The following is a 24,107-nucleotide window of genomic DNA, read 5'->3' as shown; positions in this document are numbered from 1 at the left end:
ACGATGGCGACGTCATCGCGCCGCACTCCCGCCGGTCCCCGCACGGGGTCCCTCACCGTGGGGTGGCCAGTCGCTCGCGCCACCAGTCCACCGTCTCCTTGACCTGCTGGTCGACGGGGGTGGCGCGGACCGCGAACCCGGCTTCGTACGCGCTCGAATCGACCACGAACGGACGGTCGAACTGGTAGCGGATCTCCCGCAGTTCGCGGATCAGCGGCGACAGGAGCGACGCCAGGCCCAGCACGGCCGACGGCAGCCTGCGCACCGCGACCGGTCCCGTTCCCGCCTGGGCGGCCAGCAGATCCACCATCTCCCGCACGGACAGCGGGGGTTCCGTCGGAACGTGCCAGGCCCGGCCCCAGGCCCGTTCGTCACCCGCGGCCTCGACGAGGGCCCTGGCGACATCGGGGAGGTAGGTCCAGCTGTGGGGAGCGTCCGGATCCCCCAGCGTGGAGACGGACTTGCCGCGCAGCAGCCGCGGCAGCACCCGTGCGGCCAGGTGTCCGCCGTCGGTCACACCGGGCCCGAAGAAGTCCGAGGCCCGCACCTCGACCGCCTTGATGCGGCCGGCTTCGTGCAGCTTGCGCGCATGCTCCCAGCCGGCGGCGCGGGCCCGCCCCTTGGGGCCGGTCGCCGACAGCGGCAGCCCCTCGGTCAGGGGACCGCCCACCGGACCGTAGCCGTAGAGGTTGCCCAGCATGACCAGAACGGCCCCGGTCTCCTCGGCGGCCGCGCAGACCGACGAGACCAGCGGCGGCCATTCACTCGCCCAGCGGTGGTAGGGCGGCGCGGCACAGTGGTGGATCGCGGCCGCGCCCCGCGCGGCTTCGGCCAGTCGTCCGGTGTCCGTCGCGTCCGACGGGATGTGTTCGATACCGGGCTCCGCGCTACGGCCCGATCTGGTCACGACCCGTACCGAATGACCGTTCTCGACCAGCAGTCGAGCGGTGGCAGCCCCGGCGGGCCCGAATCCTATGACGACATGAAGGCTCACGGGCGAACACTAGCGCGGGCCCCCGTCACCCGTGCGCGGGCAGGGAATGGATCCGGTCATCCTGTCCGGCTCGATCCCCCGCACCTCATGTCATGCCATGTCACGTCACGTCAGGGGGATGACGGTGCGTCGGCCCGCTCCGTTCCTCGTCCGGAGCGGGCCGACGCACCGGTCGCCCGGTGCACCCGTCAGTCGGTGCCGAACTCCATCGCGGCGCGGTCCAGCAGCTCGTCGTCGCCGGAGACCTCGCCGCGGGAGGCGATGGCCTCGGCGCCGCCCTCGGGCATGGCGCCGATCAGGCCGGTCGCCGCCGCCTGGGCGGCACCGATCAGTGCGCGCTGGGTCGTACCGACGATGCCGAGGCCGACGTACTGCTCCAGCTTGGCGCGCGAGTCGGCGATGTCGAGGTTGCGCATGGTGAGCTGGCCGATGCGGTCCACCGGGCCGAACGCGGAGTCCTCGGTGCGCTCCATCGACAGCTTGTCGGGGTGGTAGCTGAACGCCGGGCCTTCGGTGTTCAGGAGCGAGTAGTCCTCACCGCGGCGCAGTCGCAGGGTGACCTCGCCGGTGACCGCCGAGCCGACCCAGCGCTGGAGCGACTCGCGGACCATCAGCGCCTGCGGGTCCAGCCAGCGGCCCTCGTACATCAGCCGCCCGAGGCGCCGGCCCTCGTTGTGGTAGTGGGCGATGGTGTCCTCGTTGTGGATCGCGTTGACGAGCCGCTCGTACGCCGCGTGCAGCAGCGCCATGCCGGGTGCCTCGTAGATCCCGCGGCTCTTCGCCTCGATGATCCGGTTCTCGATCTGGTCGGACATGCCCATGCCGTGGCGGCCGCCGATCGCGTTCGCCTCCATCACCAGGTCGACCGGGGAGGCGAACTCCTTGCCGTTGATCGTCACCGGGCGGCCCTGGTCGAAGCCGATCACCACGTCCTCGGCGGCGATCTCGACCGAGGGGTCCCAGAACCGCACGCCCATGATCGGTTCGACGGTCTCCACGCCGGTGTCGAGGTGTTCGAGCGTCTTGGCCTCGTGGGTGGCGCCCCAGATGTTGGCGTCGGTCGAGTACGCCTTCTCGGTGCTGTCGCGGTACGGCAGGCCGTGGGCGACCAGCCACTCGGACATCTCCTTGCGGCCGCCCAGCTCGGTGACGAAGTCGGCGTCGAGCCACGGCTTGTAGATGCGCAGGTGGGGGTTGGCGAGGAGGCCGTAACGGTAGAACCGCTCGATGTCGTTGCCCTTGAACGTCGAGCCGTCGCCCCAGATCTGGACGTCGTCCTCGAGCATCGCCCGGACGAGCAGGGTGCCGGTGACGGCGCGGCCGAGCGGGGTGGTGTTGAAGTAGGCGCGGCCGCCCGAGCGGATGTGGAACGCACCGCAGGCGAGTGCGGCCAGGCCCTCCTCGACGAGCGCCGCCCGGCAGTCGACCAGGCGCGCGATCTCGGCGCCGTAGGTCTTGGCACGGCCGGGCACCGAGGCGATGTCGGGCTCGTCGTACTGGCCGATGTCGGCGGTGTAGGTGCACGGGACGGCACCCTTGTCGCGCATCCACGCGACCGCGACGGAGGTGTCGAGGCCGCCGGAGAAGGCGATGCCGACGCGCTCGCCGGCGGGAAGGGAGGTGAGAACCTTAGACATAGAAAGAGTATGCACCCCAGCGCATTTCTATGCGAGCCCGGGGGGGGGTGATTCCGGCGGATCGGCTGACTCCACGGGCCCCGCGGCCTTGAGGAGCAGCGGGGCCGCCGGGCCCGGGGCTCCCCGGACCGGCTACGCCGCGACGCGTGCCTCCCGGCGCGGCCTGCGCCGGGACACCGCCACCCCGGCCAGGCACAGCACCCCGCCGAACAGGGTCAGCCATGCGGGCACCTCCCCGAGCAGCACCCAGCTCAGCAGCACCACGACGGCCGGGACCGCGTACGTCGTCGAACCCAGCTTCCCGGCCGGCATCCGGGACAGGGCGTAGCTCCACGCGATGAAGGCGAGGGCGGTCGGCACCACGCCCAGGTAGACCATGTTCAGGGTGGCGGACACCGGCGCCCGGGGCAGTTCCGCCGCGAGCTGCCCCGCGAAGGGCAGGCAGGCCGCGGCGCCGGTCAGGCAGCCGTACGCGGTGATCTGCAGGGGCGTTCCGAAGGACAGCGCGGGCTTCTGCGCGACCACGCCGGTCGCATAGGCCACCGCGGCGAGCAGGCAGAGCACGACCCCGAGAACGGAGGTGGAGCCGTCGCCGCCGGACGACATGGACAGGCCGACGACCACCGCGCCGACGAAGGAGACGGCCATGCCCGCCAGCAGCCGCGGGGGCAGCGCCTCGCCCAGCAGACGGGCCGCGAGCAGGGCCATCAGGATGGGCCCGGTGTTGACGAGCAGGGAGGCCGTGCCCGCGTCGACCAGGCGTTCGCCCCAGTTCAGCGCGACCATGTAGCCGCCGAACCACACCAGTCCGGAGACCAGGATGCCGCGCCAGGCCCCGCGCGGCGGCAGCCCCTCGCGGCGTACCAGGAGCAGGGCGACGAGCACCAGGGAGGCGGCCAGCAGCCTGCCGAGGGCCAGGGCCCCGGGCGAGTAGGCGGCGCCGGCGCTGCGGATGGAGACGAAGGCGGAGGCCCAGGCGAACACCGTGAAGGAGATGGCGCCGACCGTCAGGGCGCCGGGCGAGAGCAGACTCAGGCGGGACTTCATAGCCGCACACTACCCAGCCAACATTTCGGCGTCCACCAAAATATTGAACTCGAAACTCTACGCTGGACCGGCTCAGGCCCAGGCGTCCGGGGTGAGCCCCAGCAGGTCACCGAAGGCCTGCTCCCCCGCCCCGGTCACCTCAAGTCCCCGGCCGCCGCCCGCCGGCCGCACCACCCACCGCTCCTCCAGCGCCCGCGCGCACAGCCGCGCCCCGGCCAGGCCGCCGAGGTGGCGCCGCCGCTCGGTCCAGTCCAGGCAGGAGCTCGCCAGCGGCCTGCGCCCCTCGTGCGCGAGGTCGACGCCGGCCCGCCCGCACCACTCGCGCCCCGCCTCGGTCAGCTGGAAGGCGCCCTCGGTCCGCAGCAGTGCGCGCCCCTCCATGGCGTCGGTGACCGCCATGCCGAGCCGCCCCGCGAAGTGGTCGTAGCAGGTGCGGGCGCGGGCCAGCGGATCGGGTGCGCAGACCACGGGCACCGCGTGCGCGGCGTCCCGGTCCGGGATCGCGTGCGAGGCCAGTTCGTCCACCAGCCGGGCGGTCGCCGCGTCGGCGATCCGCACATAGCTGTGGCGGCCCTGCCGCTCGGTCACGCAGATGCCCGCGTCGAGCAGGCGGGACAGGTGGCCGCTGACGGTGGACGGCGCGACCGAGGTGATCCGGGCCAGTTCGCCCGCGGTCCAGGCGCGCCCTTCGAGGAGGGTCATGCAGATGGCGGCCCGGGTCTCGTCGGCCAGCGCCGCGGCGAGCGCCGCAAGGCGCGCCGCGGGATCGGGGGCGTCGGTCGGCCTTCCGGCCTGCGCGTCGGTCATGGACCCAGAGTGCCCCAAAACTTCGCTGAACACCGAATGGTCGCGCCGAGCCGTCCCCGGCCATCCTTATCCGCCACACTGCAAGGCTTCAGCGGGAAAATTCTTGATGGCGCACTAGACTGGCCGGTTGTTTGGCGCTGGACCGGAACAACCCGGGCGGACCTGGGCTCCGGCGGCGCCCCGGACGTTTCCGGGACCGAGACGCGAGGGCCGATGGCAGCCACACCTGAGCGCGGTGACCTGACCCTGCTCGACGGCGGGGACCTTCCCGAGGAGTCGGGCAAATCCGCCCGGTTCTCCGCCGGGCCCGCCGCACCGACGCGCACCCTGGTCGACATCTTCGAGGCCTCCGTACGGGCCTACCCCGACGAGCTCGCCCTGGACGACGGCGCGGCCCGGCTGACCTACCGGGCGCTGGCCGGCGAGGTCGAGCGACGGCGGCGCGCCCTCGCGGCCGCCGGGGTGGGGCTCGGTGACCGGGTCGGCGTACGCGTGCCCTCGGGGACCAACGAGCTGTACGTGGCCATCCTGGCGGTGCTCGCCGCAGGCGCCGCGTACGTGCCGGTCGACGCCGAGGATCCCGACGAGCGGGCCGAGCTGGTCTTCGGCGAGGCCGGGGTGCGGGCGGTGCTGGGCGCCGGACAGCGCATCGAGGTCACCGGCCTCGAAGACGTACGGGCCCCTGCGGCGCGGCCGGGCCCCGAGCACGACGCGTGGATCATCTTCACCTCCGGTTCCACCGGCAGGCCCAAGGGCGTCGCCGTCAGCCACCGCAGCGCCGCCGCCTTCGTGGACGCCGAGGCCGCGCTGTTCCTCGCGGACGAGCCGGTCGGGCCCGGCGACCGGGTCATGGCCGGCCTGTCCGTCGCGTTCGACGCCTCCTGCGAGGAGATGTGGCTGGCCTGGCGCTACGGCGCCTGCCTGGTGCCCGTCCCCCGCTCCCAGGTGCGCAGCGGAGCCGACCTCGGCCCCTGGCTGGTGGAGCAGGAGATCACCGTGGTCTCCACCGTGCCGACCCTGGCCGCGCTCTGGGAGCCCGAGACCCTGAACGAGGTCCGGCTGCTGATCTTCGGCGGCGAGGCCTGCCCGCCCGAGCTGTCCCAGCGGCTGGTCACCGAGGGCCGCGAGGTCTGGAACACGTACGGGCCCACCGAGGCCACCGTCGTCGCCTGCGCCTCGCTCCTGACCGGTGAGGAGCCGGTGCGGATCGGCCTGCCGCTGAACGGCTGGGAACTGGCCGTGGTCGACGAGTCGGGCGAGCCGGTGCCGATGGGCGGCAGCGGCCAGCTCGTCATCGGCGGCGTCGGACTGGCCCGCTACCTCGACCCCGAGAAGGACGCCGAGAAGTACGCCCCGCTGGAATCCCTCGGCTGGCAGCGCGCCTATCGCAGCGGCGACCTCGTGCGCGCGGAACCGGAGGGGCTGGTCTTCCTCGGCCGGGGCGACGAGCAGATCAAGCTCGGGGGCCGCCGGATCGAGCTGGGCGAGGTGGACGCCGCGCTCCAGGCCCTGCCCGGAGTCGCCGGGGCGGCCGCGGCCGTACGCACGGCGCGCAGCGGCAACCAGCTGCTCGTCGGCTACCTGGTCGCCCAGGAGGGCTGGGACCACGCGGCGGCCGTGACGCGGCTGCGCGCCGAACTCCCCGCGGCCCTCGTACCCCTGCTCGCGCCGGTCGACGAACTGCCGACCCGCACCTCCGGCAAGGTGGACCGGGACGCGCTGCCCTGGCCGCTGCCCGAACTGGAGGGCGCCGGCCCCACCGAGCAGCTGTACGGCACCGAGGCCTGGCTGGCGGAGCAGTGGAGCGAGACCCTCGGCGTGGCCGTCACCGGAGCCGCCGACGACTTCTTCGCGATCGGCGGCAGCAGCCTCGCCGCCGCCCAGCTCACCACCCGGCTGCGCACCCGCTACCCGAGAGCGGCCGTACTGGACATCTACCAGCAGCCCACCCTGCGCAAGCTGGCCCGGCGGCTGGAGAAATCCGTACGGGAGGACGGCGCGGCCCGGACCGTCGCGCCCGTCCCGGTCTTCTCCCAGGCGATCCAGACGCTCCTGCTGCTCCCGCTGTTCACCCTGGTCGGGCTGCGCTGGACGGTGGCGCTGCTGGCCCTGGGGAACGTACTGCACCGGTTCGGGCCGTATCCGTGGGCGCCCACCGCCTCCTGGTGGCTCGTGGCCGCCGGTGCGGCGCTGCTCTTCAGCCCGCCGGGCCGCCTCGCGATCGCGGCCGGCGGCGCACGGCTGCTGCTGCGCGGGGTGAAGGCGGGACGCCACCCGCGCGGCGGGAGCGTGCACCTGAGGCTGTGGACGGCGGAGCGGCTGGCCGAGTGCGCCGGCGCGACCTCGCTCACCGGTTCCTGGCTGGAGCGGTACGCGCGGGCCCTGGGCGCCAAGATCGGCCCCGAGGTGGACCTGCATTCGCTGCCGCCGGTGACGGGCATGCTCAAGCTCGGCCGCGGCTGCGCCGTGGAGTCCGAGGTGGACCTCTCCGGGCACTGGCTGGACGGGGACCGGCTGGAGATCGGCCCCGTCAAGGTCGGTGCGGGTGCGGTCGTCGGCACCCGCAGCATGCTCTTCCCCGGCGCCCGGGTGGGCAAGCGGGCCGAGGTGGCCCCCGGCTCGGCCGTGGTCGGCCAGATCCCCACCGGGCAGCGCTGGGCCGGAGCGCCCGCCGTCAAGCTCGGCAAGGCCAAGCGGAACTGGCCCAAGGAGCGCCCGCCGCGCGGGCTCCCCTGGCGGGCGGCGTACGGGGCGGCGGGCTTCTGCCTCACGGCGCTGCCCGTCCTCTCCGCGCTGCCCGCCCTGCTCGTGGTGAGCCGGTTCGTGCCCGCCGGTGCGGGGCTGGTCGAGGCGCTCCGCGGAGCCCTGCTCGCCGTGGTGCCCGGGGCGCTCGCCTTCGGGCTCGCGTACGCGCTGCTTCTGCTGGCCTCCGTACGCCTGCTCAGCCTCGGCCTGCGGACCGGGATCCACCCGACGCACAGCCGGGTCGGCTGGCAGGCCTGGACGGTCACCCAGCTGATGGACCTGTCCCGGGAGACGCTCTTCCCGCTGTACGCCGGGCTGATCACACCGGTGTGGCTGAGGCTGCTCGGCATGAAGATCGGCCGGGGCGCGGAGGTGTCCACCGTGCTCGCGCTGCCCAGCCTCACCACCGTGGGCGAAGGCGCGTTCCTCGCCGACGACACCCTGACCGCCCCGTACGAACTGGGCGGTGGCTGGATGCGGATCGGACACTCCGAGATCGGCCGCCGGGCGTTCCTCGGCAACTCCGGCATGACCGCGCCGGGCCGCACGGTGCCGGACGACGGGCTGGTCGGCGTACTGTCGGCGACTCCGAAGAAGGCCAAGAAGGGCAGCTCCTACCTGGGTCTGCCGCCGGTGCGGCTGCCGCGGTCCGCCGCGGACTCCGACCGGAGCCGGACGTACGACCCGCCCGCGCGGCTGCTGTGGGCGCGGGGCCTGGTGGAGCTGTGCCGGCTCGTCCCGGTGTTCTGCTCGGCCGCGCTGGCCGTACTGACGGTGGCGGCGCTCTGCGCTCTGGCGACGGTGGGCGGGCTGGGGGCCTGGGGAGCCGGGCTGCTGTCCGGCGCTGTCCTGCTCGCCGCCGGTGCGGCCGCGTGCGGGGTCACGGTGACCGCGAAGTGGCTGCTGGTGGGCCGGCACCGGGCCGGAGAGCACCCCCTGTGGAGCGGCTTCGTATGGCGCAACGAGCTGGCCGACACCTTCGTCGAGGTACTGGCCGTGCCGTGGCTGGCCGGATCGGTGCCCGGTACGCCCGTGCTGGCCCTGTGGCTGCGCGGGCTCGGGGCCCGGATCGGGCGGGGCGTGTGGTGCGAGAGCTACTGGCTGCCCGAGACGGACCTGGTGGTGCTGGGTGACGCGGTCAGTGTGAACCGCGGCTGCGTGTTGCAGACACACCTCTTCCACGACCGGATCTTGAGGACGGATACTGTGGTCCTCCGCGAGGGCGCCACCCTGGGCCCGGGCGGAATCGTCCTGCCCGGGAGCACGGTCGGGGCCCGCAGCACGCTGGGTCCCGCCTCGCTCGTGATGGCCGGGGAATCCGTCCCCGCCGACACCCGTTGGCTGGGCAACCCGATCGAGGCGTGGCGGACCTGAGCAGGGCCGGAGCACAGCGCAGGGAGCGGAAGCGGCAATGAGCGGCCAGAGAACAGCGGCATCGGACCCGTATTTCCCGGCCAACGGCGACCCCCGTTACCGCGTGCACCGGTACGAACTCGCTCTGGAATACCGGCCCGGCCCCAACCGGCTGGCCGGAACGGCCCGGCTCAGCGCGATCGCCGGGCGGGCCCCGCTCACCGAGTTCCACCTGAACCTGGCCGAGTTCAGAATAGGCCGGGTCCTGGTCAACGGCCGGGCCCCGCACTACACGCACCGTGGCGGCAAGCTCCGCATCCGGCCGGCCAAGCCGCTGCCCGCCGGCGCCGCCTTCACGGTGGAGGTCCACTGGGCGGGCAATCCCAAGCCGGTGCGCAGCCCGTGGGGCGGCCTCGGCTGGGAGGAGCTGACCGATGGCGCGCTGGTGGCCAGCCAGCCGGTCGGGGCGCCCTCCTGGTACCCGTGCAACGACCGGCCCGACGACAAGGCCTCGTACCAGATCTCGGTCAACACCCCCTCCGCCTACACGGTGGTGGCCGGTGGCCGGCTGCTCACCCGGACGACCCGGGCCAGCACCACCACCTGGGTGTACGAGCAGTCCGCGCCCACCTCCAGCTACCTGGTCGGCCTGTCCATCGGCGTGTACCAGACGGTGCTGCTCGGCGACCCGGGGCTCGGCGGGGTTCCGCAGAGCGCCCACGTGCCAGCGCACCTGCTGCCCCGGTTCTCCCGCGACTTCGCCCGGCAGCCCGCCATGATGCGGCTGTTCGAGGAACTCTTCGGGCCCTATCCCTTCGGCGAGTACGCGGTGGTCGTGGCCGACGAGGAACTGGACGTCCCGGTGGAGGCCCAGGGCCTGTCCCTGTTCGGCGCCAACCACGTGGACGGCGTACGCGGTTCCGAGCGCCTCGTCGCCCACGAGCTGGCGCACCAGTGGTTCGGCAACAGCGTGACCATCGCCGACTGGCGGCACATCTGGCTGAACGAGGGCTTCGCGAAGTACGCCGAATGGCTCTGGTCGGAGCGCTCGGGCGGGCGCAGCGCGCACGAGCTGGCGGCGGCCGCGCACCGGCTGCTGGGCTCGCAGCCGCAGGACCTGCGGCTGGTCGACCCCGGCCGCAAGCTGATGTTCGACGACCGCCTCTACGAGCGCGGGGGGCTGGCCGTGCACGCGATCCGCTGCGCCCTGGGGGACGGCGCGTTCTTCCCCATGCTGCGCGACTGGGCCTCGGTGCACCGGCACGGGGTGGTGACCACCGCCGCCTTCACCACCCATGTGGCCCGCTACGCGGCCGAGCCGGTGGACGACCTGTTCTCGGCCTGGCTGTACGAGCCGTCGCTGCCGCCGATGCCTCCGCCGCCGGCACCGGTGAAGCCCGCGTACCCGCCCGCGAACGGCGAGCCCGCGGGCCGGGGACGCAACCCCTTCTGACGGAACCCCGTCCTTGCGGACCCCGGTTCCTCCGGCCCCCGTTCCTCCGGCCCCCGTTCCTCCGGCCCCCGTTCCTCCGGCCCCCGTTCCTCCGGCTCGGCGTTGCCCTTCACCCGACGCCGTCGGGGCAGGCGCTGCGGAACGTGCGCCGGTAGGCGTCCGGAGGCACGCCCACGGTGCGGTTGAAGTGCCGGCGCAAGGTCGTGGCGGTGCCCATGCCGGTGGCCGCGGCGATCGCGTCGATGGTGTCGCCGGTGGTTTCGAGGAGTTCCTGGGCCCGGTGGATGCGCTGGGTCAGCAGCCACCGCAACGGAGTGGTCCCGGTGGTGGCGGTGAAGTGGCGGGCGAGGTTGCGTGAGCTCATGTTCGCCTGGCGGGCCAGCTGCTCCACGGTGAGCGGCTGGTCGAGGCGCCGCACGGCCCAGGACAGCAGGGCGGCGAGGGAGTCGTCGCGGGGTTCGGGCAGCGGGGTGGCGACGAACTGGGCCTGGCCGCCGGCCCGGTGGGGCGGGACGACCAGCCGGCGGGCGACCTGGTTGGCGACGGCCGAGCCGTGGTCGAGGCGGACCAGGTGCAGGCACAGGTCCATGGCGGCGGCCTTGCCGGCCGAGGTGAGCACGCGGCCGTTGTCGACGTAGAGGACGTCCGGGTCGACTTGGACGCGGGGGTACTTGGCGGCCAGCGCCGCGGCGTGCCACCAGTGGGTGGTGGCGCGTTGCCCGTCCAGCAGGCCGGCGGCGGCCAGGACGAACGCGCCCGTGCACAGGGAGGCGATCCGGGCGCCGGCCTCGTGCGCGGCGCGTACGGCGTCGACCAGTTCGGCGGGCGGGTCCCCGTCGGGGTCGGCGCAGGCGGGGACGATCACCGTATGGGCCCGGACGAGGTGGTCGAGCCCGTGGTCGGGTTCGAGGCGGAACCGGTCCCCTACCGGCACGGCGGCCGGGCCGCAGACGGCGAACTCGTACCAGGGATCGACGAGGTCGGAGCGGTCGACGCCGAACACATCGCAGGCGGCGGCGAGTTCGAAGTGCGGTACGCCGGCCGTGACGGCCAGTGCGACGGTCTTCATGTCCGAAAGTGTACGGGCTGTGGCAATGCCGCCACTGCCGGGCCGAGGGCCGGTGCCAGCAGGATGGTTCCCAGCGGATCGGTGGCGCAGAACAGCGGCACATCGGAGAAGCGGAACAGCGGAAGCAGCGGAACAGGGGGATCTGATGGGATCGACTCAGACGGTGGCGGTCTTCGGCGCCTACGGGCACACCGGGCGCTTCGTGGTGGCGGAGCTGCTGGAACGGGGGTTCACCCCGATCCTGTCCGGGCGTGACACCGACAAGCTCCGCTCGCTCGGGGATTCGTACCCCGGTCTGGAGGTGCGGACGGCCTCGGTGGACGACGCGGCCTCGCTCGACCGCGCGCTGTCCGGCGCGGCAGTCGTGATCAACTGCGCCGGCCCCTTCGCCGCGACGACCGCGCCGGTGGTCGAGGCGGCGCTGCGGGCGGGGATCCCCTACGTCGACGTCGCGGCGGAGGTGGAGGCGGTGTCCGACACGTTCACGCAGTTCGGCGAGCGGGCCCGTGACGCCGGGATCCTCGTCGTCCCCGCGATGGCCTTCTACGGCGGCCTGGGCGACCTGCTGGCCACCGCGGCGCTGGGTGCCCGGTCGCGGGCCGACGAGGTGTCCCTCGCCTTCGCGCTGAGCAGCTGGCACCCCACGGCCGGGACCCGGAAGGCCAGCCAGGTCTCCCGGCGGCGGCGCGACAACCAGCGCCTCGTCTTCGCGGACGGCCGTATGGAGCTGCGTACCGACCAGGCGCCCACCGGCCGTTGGTCCTTCCCCGCTCCGATCGGCGAGCGCGCGGTGCTCGGGGAGTTCACCACCGCCGACAGTGTGACCATCCCGCGGCATGTGAAGACCTCGGCGATCCACACGTACATGACGGTCGAGGCGGTCACGGAGGTGCTGGCACCGGATGCCGCGCCGCCCGTGCCGGTCGACGAGCGGGGGCGCTCCGCCCAGACCTTCCTCGTCGACGTCGTCGTCCGCTCCGGCGACACCCGGCGCCGCGCCGTGGCCCGCGGGCAGGACATCTACGCGATCAGCGCCCCGCTCGCCGTCGAGGCCGTCGCCCGGGTCCTCGCCGGCCAGGTCGGGAGGGTCGGGGTCGCCGCCGCGGGGGAGATCTTCGACGCCCCCGGGTTCCTGCGCGCGCTGTCCGGGCACCTGTCGTTCGAGCTGGACGGGGACGAGGCCGCCGGCGGCCTGTGACCCGGCGGGTGTCCGGCGCCGGAGCGGCCGGCCGGTCTTCCCGGGTCCGGCCTCCAGGGCGCCCCCGCCGGCTGCGGGGCCGGCCCCGGGCGGCCCTCCGGCGGGACCCGGCACGTATTGCGAGACCCGGCGGGCGGCGGGACGCTGGAAGGGTCCCCTGTCAGGAGATCGCCATGGACGGTTCGACGCTGGAGACGATGCGGACCACGCTGCGCGGTCCGGTCATCGGCCCGGAAGACCCTGAGTACAACGAGGCCCGCAAGCTCTACAACGCGATGATCGATCGCCGCCCTGCCGCGATGGTGCGGTGCACGGACGCGGCGGACGTGAGGGCCGCGGTGAACTTCGTACGTGACCACGGCCTGGAGATCGCCGTACGCGGCGGCGGGCACAGCGGTCCCGGCCTGTGCCTGCTGGACGACGGGGTCACGGTCGACCTGTCACCGATGCGCTGGGCCCGCGTGGATCCCGCGGCCAGGACCGCCATCGTCGGCGGCGGCTCCCAGCTCGGAGACCTCGATCACGCCGCCCACGGCTTCGGGCTGGCCACGCCCGCCGGCATCATGTCGACGACCGGCATCGGCGGCCTGACCCTGGGCGGCGGGCACGGCCATCTCACCCGCAGGTTCGGCCTGACCATCGACAACCTGCTGGCCGCGGACGTCGTCCTGGCCGACGGCAGCTTCGTCACGGCGAACGAGTCCGAGCACCCCGACCTGTACTGGGCGCTGCGGGGCGGTGGCGGGAACTTCGGCGTGGTCACGTCCTTCACCTTCCGGCTGCATCCGGTCGACACCGTGGGCGTCGCCGTCACACTCTGGCCGGTCGAGGCCACGCGCGAAGTGCTGCGCTGGTACCGCGAGTTCCTTCCGGCCGCGCCGGTGGAGCTCAACGGCTTCTTCGCCCTCCTGGCCGTGCCGCCGGGCCCGCCGTTCCCCGAGGAGATCCACGGCCACAAGATGTGCGGCGTCGTATGGTGCTGGACCGGTGACCTGGCCGCGCTCGGAGAGGTCCTCACCTCCGTGAACGAACCGGGGCTGCCCGCCTTCCACTTCACGGCCCCGATGCCCTACCCCGCGCTGCAGACCATGTTCGACGAGCTGATCCCCAAGGGCCTCCAGTGGTACTGGCGGGGCGCCTTCTTCGACGAGATCACGGACGCGTCCGCGGATGTGCACCTCAAGTACGGCGAGAACCTCCCGACCGACCTGTCGACGATGCACCTCTACCCGATCGACGGAGCGGCCGGCCGCGTGGGCAAGGACGACACGGCGTGGGCCTACCGCGACGCGACCTGGTCCGGGGTGATCGGCGGCATCGACCCCGACCCCGCCAACGCCGAGCTGGTCAAGCAGTGGGCGGTGGACTACTCGGAGGAACTGCGACCGCACTCGATGGGCGGCACGTACGTGAACTTCATCGGCGCGGGCGAGAGCCAGGACCGGGTACGGGCGACGTACCGCGACCACTACGACCGGCTGGCGGAGATCAAGCGCACCTACGACCCGGACAACTTCTTCCACGCGAACCAGAACATCGCGCCCGCGGCCGGCGCCTAGCCAGGCAGTGAACGAGGGCGCCCGCGCGATCCTTCCGGGATCAGCGCAGGGGCACGCCCGAGTCGTCCAGCTGAATCTGCGGGCGGCCGGTGACCAGGAGCCAGGCCGGCAGGAGCGCCACGCACAGCAGCGGCAGCAGGCCCGGGTCAGGGGCGAGGATCGCCGCGGTGAACAGGCTCACCCAGCCCTGGCGGGTGACGGCCAGCAGTACGCCGAGCACCGCGCAGGTCACCGCCACCGCCGGCTGGACCTGCGGCACCAGGGCGTGTACCGCGAAACCGAGCGCGACCCCCACGAAGACGGACGGGAAGATCCGGCCGCCGCGGAATCCCGACCCGCAGGCCACCAGTACGGCGGCCAGCTTGACCACGGTCATCAGCAGGAGCCCGCCCGCGGAGTACGCCGCCGGGTCCGCGGCCAGCTCGCCGATCTCCTCCAGCCCCTTGAAGAGGGTGAGCCGGCCGCCGAGCGCGCCGAGCAGACCCAGCACCACACCGCCCAGGGTCAGCGCGAGCACCGGATGCGGCAGCAGGTGGAAGGCGCGGTGGACGTACGGGAAGGCGTAGACGGCGGCGAGGGCCACGGCGGCTCCGGCCGAGGAGATCACGAAGGCCGCGATCAGGTCGGGCCAGCGCGGGCCCTGGAGGGGCGGCAGGGGCAGACCGAAAGCGGGCGCGGCGAGGAGCCTGCTCGTCACCCCGCCCGCACCCGCCGCGATCAGCGGGGCGAAGAGCTGGTCCCACAGGGTGGGGCCCCGCCCGCCGGGGGAAGCCGCCCCGGCCGGCCGGGGGGCGGCCACCAGTGACTCCGTGAGGATCAGCACGGCTGCGACCGGGGTGCCGAACAGCGCCCCGACCGTGCCCGCCGCGCCCAGTGCCGCCCAGACCTGCGCCGGACTGCCGGGCATCAGCCGGCGGCCCAGCCAGAAGGCGAGGGCGATGTTGGCGGCGGTGATCGGGTTCTCGGGTCCCAGGCTCACCCCGCCGGCCAGGGACAGCCCGGTCGCCAGCAGCAGGCCGGGGACCACTCCGGCCGGCAGGGGGGCGTCCACCAGCCCGGTGGTGGCCGGATCCGGCCCGGCGTGCCCGTGGACCTTCCACACCACGAGGCCCACCGCGACGCCGGTCGCCGTCAGGACCGCCATCATCCAGGCGACGGACCATCGCCCGACGCCGATCGCGTCGGGGAGGGTCTCCCAGAGCACGTTCTTCAGCAGGTCGGCGGCCTCGCTCACGCCGAACAGCAGCAGGCTCGAACCCACCCCGATCAGCAGTGCGGGCAGGACGAGGGGCAGCAGGGCCCTGGCGGGGGCGGCCGGGGGCGGCGCGGCGTGCTGTGCGGGGGCGGTCACCGGATCAACGTAGCGGCGAAAGGGCTGAAAACCCGTCAAATGCCGCCTTGCCGGGCGGTGCCCGATCGGATCAGCCCTGGCCGCTCCTCAGCCGGCGGACGACCTCCTCGGACAGGCGTTTTTGCAGCTCGGCGAGTTGCTCGGGGGTGTACGCCGTGAGGTCGCCGACTTCTCCGGGGGCCGCGGGGCCCTCCTCCTTCGGTTTCTGTTTCTGTTTCTCCTGTTCCCGGCGCGCGAGTTCCTGTTCCTCCGGCGAGCCCGGTGCCGCGTACGCGCACCGGATGAGCGCGCCGTCGGCGGTCTTCAGACAGGTCGCCTCGCGGCCGGCGACCTGGCCCCTGCCCTCCACCCGGTACCGGATGTTCTGCTCGCTGCCCACCGTGGCGGTCCACGTGCTGCCGCCGGTGGGGACGACCTCGAACACCCTGTCCTCGTTGTAGCAGCAGACGTCCCGGTACTCGGCCTTGATCAGTGCGACGAGCGCCTTCGGTGAGGACCACGTCGGAGTGAGGCGGTGGACGGTCATCGGCGCGAGCCCGCCGCCCTGATGGCGGGTCGGCACGGTCGATACGGCCACGACCGAGCTGGCCTCCCCCTGTGGGGTGAGCGGGGTGACGTACGCGCTGCCACCGCCCGCCCCGCGGTACTGCAGGGTGAACTCCGACTCGTTGCCCTCGTTCGCGCCGTCCTCGGAGGCGTCCCAGCCGCTGCGTTCGAACCACCAGTCGGTGAAGCTGCCGACCGCGGCCGTGCCCTCCCGCTGCCGGGACGCGAGGCTCAGCGGATAGGACGGGCCGGGTACCGCGGCCGTGTCGGAGGTGATCGTCAGCTTGCCGGTCCGCCCGTTGTAGAGGGCAAGTCCGGCGGGGCGTTCGGTCACCACCAGGATCCCGGTCTGGCGTTTGAGGGGCACGACCACGACCGGGGTGTCGCCCGAGCAGGTCACGTAGGCGTCACCGGCGTCGAAGCGCACCCAGCGCTGCAGGGCCGAGATCTTCCGGCCGAGGTTGTGGTGGAACCAGCCGCCGATCCGCGCGTCCGCGGCCTCCACGTCGAACGCGCAGCGCTGCTGGTTGCGGCTGTTGCCGCCGAGCGGGATGTCCTGGACGAGGCCGACCTCGTACCCGGACAGCCAGCCGCGCCGTTCGACCAGGGTCGCGAACCGGTCCGAGTCGGGCAGGTAGGTGATGTCGGCGATCTCGCCGGTGACGTCCCCCAGGTGCGGGGCGGCCTGCGCCTTCCCGACGAGGTAGGGGGCGCGGGCCGCCAGCTCGGGGACCGGTTCGGAGACGACCCGTACGTTCTCCATGTACGCCCGGTCCTGGAGGTAGGAGCCGTACACCAGCCACCAGACCGTGAGCCCCAGCCCTAGGACGCCGACCAGCCAACCGAGGGCCACCGCCGCGCCGCCCCCGCCGGTTCCGGCCCGCTTCCCCCTGAGCAGCTTCACCAGCTGCCACAGCCCCGCGACGAAGACGGCGGCCAGCAGCGGGGCGGCCAGCCAGGACAGGATCTTGCGCAGTTCCCAGGCCAGGATCGTGGTGACGTACGAGGCGTACCAGAGTGCCAGACCTGTCAGAAGTACCGGTATCCCCACCCGCAGTGCCCGGCCCATCAGCGCCCCCCGACGTCGGTTACCCCGATTGTCCACCGCGCGCCGGCGCCTGTCAGCGGCTCGGCGGCTCCCGTCGCACGCGCGCCCGCCCGGCCGTCCGCCGGCGGGGCGGGCGACCGGCGCGGGCGCGCGTGGGTGTGCTCAGACGATGCCCTCGGCGATCTCGGCCTGTTCGCGGGCGTTCCCGTAGGCCGACGGGGTTCCGTAGGAGCGCCGGGCGACGTACCACCACACGCTGGCGAGGACCAGCACCACCGCCAGGGCGATCACCGCGTAGTTCATCGAGTCGACGGTGACCGGGGACTTCTGCGGCAGGCAGAACAGGACGGTGACGACCGCCACCCAGACGACGGCGATCCAGCCGACGGGCCTGCTCCAGCGGCCCAGGCTCCACGGGCCGGGCTCGAACCGGTTGCCGGCGCGCAGTCGCAGGTAGATCGGGATGGCGTAGGCGGGCGTGATGCCGATGACGTTGATGGCGGTCACGGCCCCGTAGGCGGTGGCGGAGTACAGCGACGGCAGCGCGAGGACGCCCGCGACGACGACCGAGAACCAGACGGCCGGGACCGGCGTCTGGGTACGGCTGCTGACCTTGCGCCACAGGGCGGAGCCGGGGAGCGCGTTGTCGCGGCTGAACGCGAAGACCATCCGGCTGGCGGCGGCGACCTCGGCGTTGCCGCAGAAGAGCTGCGCGACGATGACGACGAGGAGCAGGGCGGTGGCGCCCCCGGAGCCCAGGGCGTCGAGGAGGATCTGGGCGGGCGGTACGCCGGTGGCGCTGGCCTGGACGGCCGCGTAGTCCTGGATGGCGAAGGTGAGGCCCGCCAGCAGGGCGAATCCGGCGATCCAGGATACCCAGATGGCCCGGACGATGCCCTTGGCGGCGGAGACGGAGGCGTTCGAGGTCTCCTCCGAGAGGTGGGCGGAGGCGTCGTACCCGGAGAAGGTGTACTGGGCGAGCAGCAGGCCGACCGCCGCCACGTAGAACGGGTTCGCCCAGCCGGTGTCGTTGACGAACTCGGTGAAGACGAACGAGGGCGACTGGTGGTGGTCGGGGATGAAGGCAAGGGCGCCGACGATCACGGCGACGCCGCCCAGGTGCCACCAGACGCTGACGGAGTTGAGCACGCTGACGAGGCGGACGCCGAAGAGGTTGAGCGTGGCGTGCAGCAGCAGGATGGCGAGGAAGATCAGGAAGGTCGAGCCGGAGGTGGGCACGAAGCCGAACTGGAGGTTGAGGAAGGCGCCGGTGAACAGGGCGGCGCCGTAGTCGATCCCGGCGATCGCCCCCAGCAGGCCGAGCAGGTTCAGCCAGCCCGTGTACCAGCCCCAGCGGCGGCCGCCGAGCCGGTCGGCCATGTAGTAGAGCGCTCCCGAGGTGGGGTAGGCGCTGGTCACCTCGGCCAGTGCGAGGCCCACGCAGAGCACGAAGAGGCCGACCCCGACCCAGCCCCACATCATCACGGCCGGGCCGCCGGTGCCGAGTCCGAAGCCGTACAGGGTCATGCAGCCGGAGAGGACGGATATGACCGAGAAGCTGATGGCGAAGTTGCCGAAGCCGCCCATCCGGCGGGCGAGGACGGGCTGGTAGCCGAGCTCCCTGAGCCGTTCCTCCTCGTCCTGCCGGGGTGGTGCCTTGCGGTCCGGGCGAGCTGCCGGCGTGGTTCTGGACATGGGCGTACCTCCGGGGGGTGGTGGAGCACGGGGGACGGTGGAGCGGGGAGTCGGGCGGGACTCGGCGGGGGGAAGGGAAGGTCAGTCCCGGCCGGCCAGGCTGCGGGACCTGGCCTGCAGGAACACCTCCTCGGCCAGTGCCTGGTCGGCCGGGTCCCGGGTCCGGTAGGCCCACGGGAGGGTGGTCCAGTACCGGCCCGTCGCGTCGAAGACCCGGGCCGCCTCGTCGAACTGGAGGGCTCCCCACAGGGCATGGGCGAGATGGTTCAGATCGAGCGGCGAGGCGTGCTGCGGGTCGGCGTAGCGGAACCAGGTGTCCAGGGCGCGGGTGGCGTCCCGGACGGCGTCCTCGGCGACCCAGTGCAGGTCGAGGGCGCGCTCCTGGCCGCGTTCGCGACGGTAGCGTTCGACCCGTACGTAGAGCGGAAGGACGTGGACGGCGGACCCGGGGGGTGCGGATCCGGCCGCCCAGTGGACGAAGTTGGCGGCCTCGGAGAGCGGTCCGGTGGTGCCCGCGTACAGGAACTGGAGCATCCGGTGGTACGCCTCGCGGTTGTACGGGTCCCGCTTGTCCGCCTGCGCGAGGATGCCCCAGGGCCCGGGGGGCAGCATGAGGCCGGGCGGCGGGAGCCGGTGCTCGTCCATCTGCCGGCCCTCGTCGAGGAGGGCGAGCGCGAGCAGGCAGACCCAGGGCACGGGGTCGGCGGGGCTGATGTCGGCGGTGTCCCGGCAGGCCTCCCAGGCCTCCTGCCACAGCTCGTGGGTGCGGGGGTGCCCGGCGCGGTGGGCGCGGACGGCCCGTTCGACGGTGACGCGGGTGTGCATCACGGTCGCGGCGACGCTGTGCGGTTGCTCGGCCCGCCAGGCCTGGACCACATCGGATCCGGCGGCGACCGCGGCGAGGACCTGGGTGCGCTGGGTCCACAGCCCCCAGCCGTGCGTCCGTTCCAGCAAGTGCGCCATCGACAGCCAGCGGCCGGTGCGCAGGTCCTGGACGGCGACACGCAACTCGTTGTCGTGCCCGGCGGGGTGGTAGACAGGCCGGAAATCGCCGCCCGCCATCACCTCGTCCCGGTCGACGGGAGGTGGGGACGGGCGCGTCTTGCGGTGGTCGTGGTCATCAGGTCCTCGGATCGCATGGAGGGTCGGGTCCATCCGGCGTTCGACTGCCGCACTGCAGCCGTGCCAGTACCAGGGATGCGTGAACCATGCGCCAACTGTTCGGCGAACCCCCGCCGTTGACCGACGGCCGCGCGTCCTTCGCGCCCGTTGATCGGCGATCACTATAGAGCGAGTGTGAGCTTTCGCATCCCGATCTTTGTTCGAACGCAAGTATCCGGCCATGAACGGAGGGTGATCTTGCGTCAGTCGCTCGCGCGGGCACCGGAGGATCTTGACGAGCGACGCCGGCTGGTGAAGGCTTCCGACCGACGATCAACGATGCAGATGCCAGGGACGGAGTGGTGATGACGGGCCCGGTCCTCGCTGTCGACCAAGGCACGTCGGGAACCAAGGCGCTCGTCGTCTGCCCGCGACGCGGTGTCATCGGCTCCGCCTCGGCTCCCGTACGGCCCCGGTACCTGCCGGGCGGCCGGGTGGAGGTCGATCCCCGCGAGCTGCTGAACTCGGTCGTCGACGCGGGGCGCGCCGCACTGGCGGCGGCCGGCGAGCCGGTGGTGGCGGTGGGTCTGGCCAACCAGGGCGAGACCGTACTCGCCTGGGACCCGGTGAGCGGGGAGCCGCTGACCGACGCGATCGTCTGGCAGGACCGGCGGGCCGAACAGCTCTGCACCGAACTCGCCCCTCACGGAGACCTGTTGCGGGAGCGCACCGGTCTGCCCCTCGACCCGTACTTCGCCGCGCCCAAGATGGCCTGGATACGCCGCCGGCTGACCCGGCAGGGCGTCGTGACGACCAGCGACGTGTGGCTGGTGCACCGCCTCACCGGCGCGTTCGTCACCGACGCGGCGACCGCGGGCCGCACCCAGCTGCTCGACCTCGACACCGTCGGCTGGTCGGACGCGGCTCTGGACGCCTTCGGCCTCACGGGCGAGCGGCTGCCGGAGATCGTCGACGCGGACACCCGGGTCGGCACCACCACCGCCTTCGGGCCCCGGCTGCCGCTGACGGGGCTGCTCGTCGACCAGCAGGCCGCCCTGCTCGCACAGGGCGTCACCGAGCCGGGCGCCGCCAAGTGCACGTACGGCACCGGCGCGTTCCTGCTCGCACAGACCGGCCCGCTCCCCCTGCGCAGCTCCTCCGGACTGGTCGGCTGCGTGGCCTGGCGGCTCGCCGGGCGGACCAGCTACTGCCTGGACGGGCAGGTGTACACGGCGTCCTCGGCCGTGCGCTGGCTCACGGATCTCGGCGTGATCTCCGGCGCCGAGGACCTCGACACCGTGGGCGGGAGCGCCCCGGACTCCGGCGGGGTCACCTTCGTCCCCGCGCTCGCCGGGCTCGCCGCCCCCTGGTGGCGGGGCGACCTGCGGGGCTCGGTGACCGGTCTCGGCCTCGACACCACGGCCGGGCACCTGGTGCGCGCCCTGTGCGACGGCATCGCCGCCCAGGTGGCGGAGCTCGCGGACGCCGTCGCCGCAGATCTGGGCGCTCCGCTCGCCACCCTGCGCGTCGACGGCGGTCTGACCCGGTCCGCGCTGCTCATGCAGGCCCAGGCCGACCTGCTCCAGATCCCCGTCGAGGTGTCGGCGCTGCCGGACGTGACCGCGCTCGGCGTCGGCGCGGTCGCCCGGCTCGGGCTCGACCCCTCGCTCGGCGTCCACGAGGCCGTCCCGGAGTGGAAGCCGTCCGCCGTCTACGAGCCGAGGGCCGGCGCCGGCCAGGCCGCGGAGCGCCGGACACGGTTCCGGACGGCGGTCTCGGCCCTGCTCGACGGCCCGGCGTGACCGTCACCACCGGCGGCGCCCTGCCCGGCGGGGAGTACGACGTGACGGTCGTCGGCGCGGGGGTGGTGGGCTCGGCCATCGCCCGCGAACTGGCCCGGCTCCCCCTGCGGATCGCCCTGGTCGACGCGTCCGACGACGTGGGCGACGGCACCTCCAAGGCCAACACCGCCATCCTGCACACGGGTTTCGACGCGGTGCCCGGCTCCCTGGAGTCCCGGCTCGTCCGGGAGGGACAGCGGCTGCTCGCCGCGTACGCCGCCGACAGCGGCATTCCGGTGGAACCCCTCGGAGCGCTCCTCGTGGCCTGGGACGAGGAGCAGCTGGCCGTGCTGCCGGGCCTCGCCGACAAGGCCGTGCGCAACGGCTACCGCTCGGCCCGGATCGTCCCGGCCGAGGAGGTGCGGGCCCGCGAGCCGGAGCTCGGGCCGGGGGTGCTGGGTGCGCTCGACGTGCCGGGCGAGTCGATCATCTGCCCCTGGACGACCACCCTCGCCTACGCGACGCAGGCCGTCCGCGCCGGCGTCGACCTGCACCTCAACTGCCCGGTGCGCTCGGTCGCTCCGGGCGATTCGGGTGATCCAGGCGATCCGCATACGCTGGCCACCGGCCGGGGCCCGCTGCGCACCCGCCACCTGGTGAACGCGGCCGGGCTGTACGCCGACGGGATCGACCGGCTCCTCGGGCACGCGGACTTCACCGTGAGGCCCCGGCGCGGACAGCTGATCGTCTTCGACGAACTCGCCCGCGGCCTGGTACGGCACATTCTGCTGCCGGTGCCGGGCGCGCTCGGCAAGGGGGTGCTGGTCTCGCCGACGGTGTACGGGAACGTGATGCTCGGGCCGACCGCCGAGGACCTGGACGACAAGACGGCCACCGGATCGACCGCCGAAGGGCTCGCGCTGCTGCGGAAGAAGGGCCGGCGGATCCTGCCGGCGCTGCTGGAGGAGGAGGTCACCGCCGTGTACGCCGGGCTGCGGGCGGCCACGGGGCAGGAGGACTACGCGATCCGGGCACATCCGGCCCAGCGGTACGTCACCGTGGGCGGGATCCGCTCGACGGGTCTGACGGCCTCGATGGCGATCGCCGCCCATGTGGTGGAGCTGCTCGCCGAGGGCGGTCTGCCGGTGACCGGCGCGCGGGAGCTGGAGCCGCTGCGGATGCCGAACCTGGGCGAGGCGTTCCCCCGGCCCTACCGCGACGCGGAGCTGATCGCCGCGGACCCCGAGTACGGCAGGATCGTCTGCCACTGCGAGCGCGTGACCCGCGGGGAGATCCGCGACGCGCTCGGGGGGACGGTCCCGCCCGGTTCGCTGGACGGCCTGCGGCGGCGCACCCGCGCCCGGGGCGGCCGCTGCCAGGGCTTCCACTGCGGGGCCGCCGTCCGTGCGCTGTTCGAGGACGCGCGCCGGTGAACCGTACGGAGGTGCTGGTCGACGTACTGGTCGTCGGCGCCGGCCCCGCCGGGCTGGCCCTGGCCGCCCGCCTCGCGGAAGCGGGCGCGGGGCGGGTCGAGGTCCTGGAACGCGAGCAGGAGGCGGGCGGGGTGCCGCGCCACTGCCACCACGGCGGGTTCGGGGGTCTCGTCGAACCGGGGGGCCTCTTCGAACCGGGGAATCTCTTCGATCTGGGGGGTCTCGGCGGCTTCGGCGGGCTCGGCGGCTTCGGCGGGTGGCCGTTGCGCCCCTGGCTCCGGGGACCCGCGTACGCGCGGCAGTGCGTGGAGGCCGCGTTGGGCGCGGGGGCCTCGGTCCGTACGGGTGTCACCGCCACCGGCTGGGCCGGCCCGCTGTCCCTGGAGACCACGAGCCCGGCGGGCCTGGAGCGGATCACGGCCCGGGCCGTCGTCCTCGCCACCGGCGCCCGGGAGCGCCCCCGCAGCGCCCGGCTGGTGCCGGGCTCCCGTCCGGCGGGCGTGCTGACCACCGGGGAGCTGCAGCAGTCGGTCCACCTGTACGGCCGGCCCGTCGGCCGGCGTGCCGTGGTGGTGGGGGCCGAGCCGGTGGCCCGGCACGCGGTGCGCACGCTGCGCCGGGCGGGTGCGGAGGTGGTGGCGATGGTCACGGAGCGCCCGCGCGGCGCCGCGCTGCCGGGGGTTCCGCTGCTCACGGCCACGACGGTGAGCGAGCTGCGCGGCCGGGGCCGGCTGTCCGGGGTGGCCGTCCGTCACGAGGACGGCCGGTCCGCAGTCCTGGCCTGTGACACGGTGGTCTTCACCGGCGACTGGATCCCCGACCACGAACTGGCCCGGCGCGGTGGCCTCGTCCTGGACCCGGGCAGCCGCGGTCCCTGCGTGGACGCGTCGTTCCGTACGTCCGCGCCGGGTGTGTTCGCGGTCGGCAACGCCCTGCGCGGCATCGAGCGGGCCGGCACCGCGGCTGCCGAGGGCGCCGCCGCCGCGGCCCCGGTGCTGGCTCACCTGTCGGGCGCCCCGTGGCCGGACCCCGGGCCGCCGCTGCTCGTCCGGGCTCCGCTGGTGTGGGTGACGCCGAACCGGGTCACGGGCATCGCGGGGCGGCCGTTGCTGCTGCGGTCCGGGGAGCCGCTGACCGGACCGGTGGTGACGGTGTGCCAGGACGGCCGGCCGCTGTGGCGCCGCCGGTTCCCGGGCCGTGTGTCACCGGCACGCTCGCTGCGGTTGCCGCCGGGGTGGACGGCCCGGGTCGACCGGGCGGGCGGCCCGGTCGTGGTGGGCATCGGCTGAC

At 73.7% G+C, this 24,107-nt stretch carries 16 protein-coding genes; 7 read left to right on the top strand and 9 right to left on the bottom strand.

Features of this window, described 5'->3' with window-relative positions; translation table 11 throughout:
• Positions 1–52: 52 nt before the first annotated feature.
• The 4 genes from ACZ4TG_RS19100 to ACZ4TG_RS19085 form a co-directional block, all read right to left on the bottom strand.
• Positions 53–994, bottom strand: a complete 942-nt coding sequence (locus ACZ4TG_RS19100) for an NAD-dependent epimerase/dehydratase family protein (protein ID WP_468164135.1) — start codon at positions 992–994, stop codon at positions 53–55.
• A 188-nt stretch (positions 995–1,182) separates the two neighbouring features.
• On the bottom strand, positions 1,183–2,631 hold the full coding sequence (argG, locus tag ACZ4TG_RS19095; RefSeq protein ID WP_468164133.1) for an argininosuccinate synthase: 1,449 nt from the start codon (positions 2,629–2,631) through the stop codon (positions 1,183–1,185).
• Positions 2,632–2,763: 132 nt separating this feature from the next.
• The gene (locus ACZ4TG_RS19090) at positions 2,764–3,678 is read right to left on the bottom strand and encodes a DMT family transporter (protein WP_468164131.1); all 915 of its coding nucleotides are present in this window, start codon (positions 3,676–3,678) and stop codon (positions 2,764–2,766) included.
• 72 nt (positions 3,679–3,750) lie between these two features.
• The gene (locus ACZ4TG_RS19085; RefSeq protein WP_468164129.1) at positions 3,751–4,485 is read right to left on the bottom strand and encodes an ArsR/SmtB family transcription factor; all 735 of its coding nucleotides are present in this window, start codon (positions 4,483–4,485) and stop codon (positions 3,751–3,753) included.
• A gap of 213 nt (positions 4,486–4,698) precedes the next feature.
• Here ACZ4TG_RS19085 and ACZ4TG_RS19080 point away from each other — a divergent pair, with 213 nt between their 5' ends.
• Both ACZ4TG_RS19080 and ACZ4TG_RS19075 read left to right on the top strand, forming a co-directional pair.
• Positions 4,699–8,604, top strand: coding sequence for a Pls/PosA family non-ribosomal peptide synthetase (locus ACZ4TG_RS19080; RefSeq protein ID WP_468164127.1), 3,906 nt, complete (start codon positions 4,699–4,701; stop codon positions 8,602–8,604).
• 37 nt (positions 8,605–8,641) lie between these two features.
• Complete coding sequence (locus ACZ4TG_RS19075) at positions 8,642–10,036, top strand: M1 family metallopeptidase (RefSeq protein WP_468164125.1); 1,395 nt, start codon at positions 8,642–8,644, stop codon at positions 10,034–10,036.
• Between the two features lie 109 nt (positions 10,037–10,145).
• Here ACZ4TG_RS19075 and ACZ4TG_RS19070 read toward each other — a convergent pair whose 3' ends face one another.
• Complete coding sequence (locus tag ACZ4TG_RS19070) at positions 10,146–11,105, bottom strand: helix-turn-helix domain-containing protein (RefSeq protein WP_468164123.1); 960 nt, start codon at positions 11,103–11,105, stop codon at positions 10,146–10,148.
• A 145-nt stretch (positions 11,106–11,250) separates the two neighbouring features.
• On the opposite strand from ACZ4TG_RS19070, the gene ACZ4TG_RS19065 reads away from it, so the two are divergent.
• Positions 11,251–12,303, top strand: coding sequence for a saccharopine dehydrogenase family protein (locus ACZ4TG_RS19065; RefSeq protein ID WP_468164121.1), 1,053 nt, complete (start codon positions 11,251–11,253; stop codon positions 12,301–12,303).
• 173 nt (positions 12,304–12,476) lie between these two features.
• The gene (locus tag ACZ4TG_RS19060) at positions 12,477–13,862 is read left to right on the top strand and encodes an FAD-binding oxidoreductase (RefSeq protein ID WP_468164119.1); all 1,386 of its coding nucleotides are present in this window, start codon (positions 12,477–12,479) and stop codon (positions 13,860–13,862) included.
• 40 nt (positions 13,863–13,902) lie between these two features.
• Here the strand turns inward: ACZ4TG_RS19060 and ACZ4TG_RS19055 are convergent, their stop codons facing one another.
• From ACZ4TG_RS19055 to ACZ4TG_RS19040, 4 genes are all read right to left on the bottom strand, one after another.
• On the bottom strand, positions 13,903–15,213 hold the full coding sequence (locus tag ACZ4TG_RS19055; protein WP_468164117.1) for an ion channel protein: 1,311 nt from the start codon (positions 15,211–15,213) through the stop codon (positions 13,903–13,905).
• A 70-nt stretch (positions 15,214–15,283) separates the two neighbouring features.
• Positions 15,284–16,828, bottom strand: a complete 1,545-nt coding sequence (locus ACZ4TG_RS19050) for a hypothetical protein (protein WP_468164115.1) — start codon at positions 16,826–16,828, stop codon at positions 15,284–15,286.
• Positions 16,829–16,969: 141 nt separating this feature from the next.
• Entirely contained in the window at positions 16,970–18,502 is a 1,533-nt protein-coding gene (locus tag ACZ4TG_RS19045) for an amino acid permease (protein WP_468164113.1), read from the bottom strand.
• Between the two features lie 81 nt (positions 18,503–18,583).
• Positions 18,584–19,564: a hypothetical protein gene (locus tag ACZ4TG_RS19040; protein ID WP_468164111.1), complete on the bottom strand. Its 981-nt coding sequence runs from the start codon at positions 19,562–19,564 to the stop codon at positions 18,584–18,586.
• Between the two features lie 404 nt (positions 19,565–19,968).
• Between ACZ4TG_RS19040 and ACZ4TG_RS19035 the strand changes: the two genes are divergently transcribed.
• From ACZ4TG_RS19035 to ACZ4TG_RS19025, 3 genes are read left to right on the top strand one after another with little or no spacing between them, the layout of a single operon-like run.
• The gene (locus ACZ4TG_RS19035; RefSeq protein WP_468164109.1) at positions 19,969–21,405 is read left to right on the top strand and encodes an FGGY family carbohydrate kinase; all 1,437 of its coding nucleotides are present in this window, start codon (positions 19,969–19,971) and stop codon (positions 21,403–21,405) included.
• Complete coding sequence (locus ACZ4TG_RS19030; RefSeq protein WP_468164107.1) at positions 21,402–22,817, top strand: FAD-dependent oxidoreductase; 1,416 nt, start codon at positions 21,402–21,404, stop codon at positions 22,815–22,817. Before ACZ4TG_RS19035 ends, ACZ4TG_RS19030 begins: the two co-directional genes overlap by 4 nt.
• On the top strand, positions 22,814–24,106 hold the full coding sequence (locus ACZ4TG_RS19025; protein WP_468164105.1) for an NAD(P)/FAD-dependent oxidoreductase: 1,293 nt from the start codon (positions 22,814–22,816) through the stop codon (positions 24,104–24,106). Before ACZ4TG_RS19030 ends, ACZ4TG_RS19025 begins: the two co-directional genes overlap by 4 nt.
• The last annotated feature ends 1 nt before the right edge of the window (position 24,107 follow it).

The sequence above is a fragment of the Streptomyces sp. NPDC028314 genome (assembly GCF_055565795.1).
This window is presented reverse-complemented; position numbering and strand designations above follow the sequence as displayed.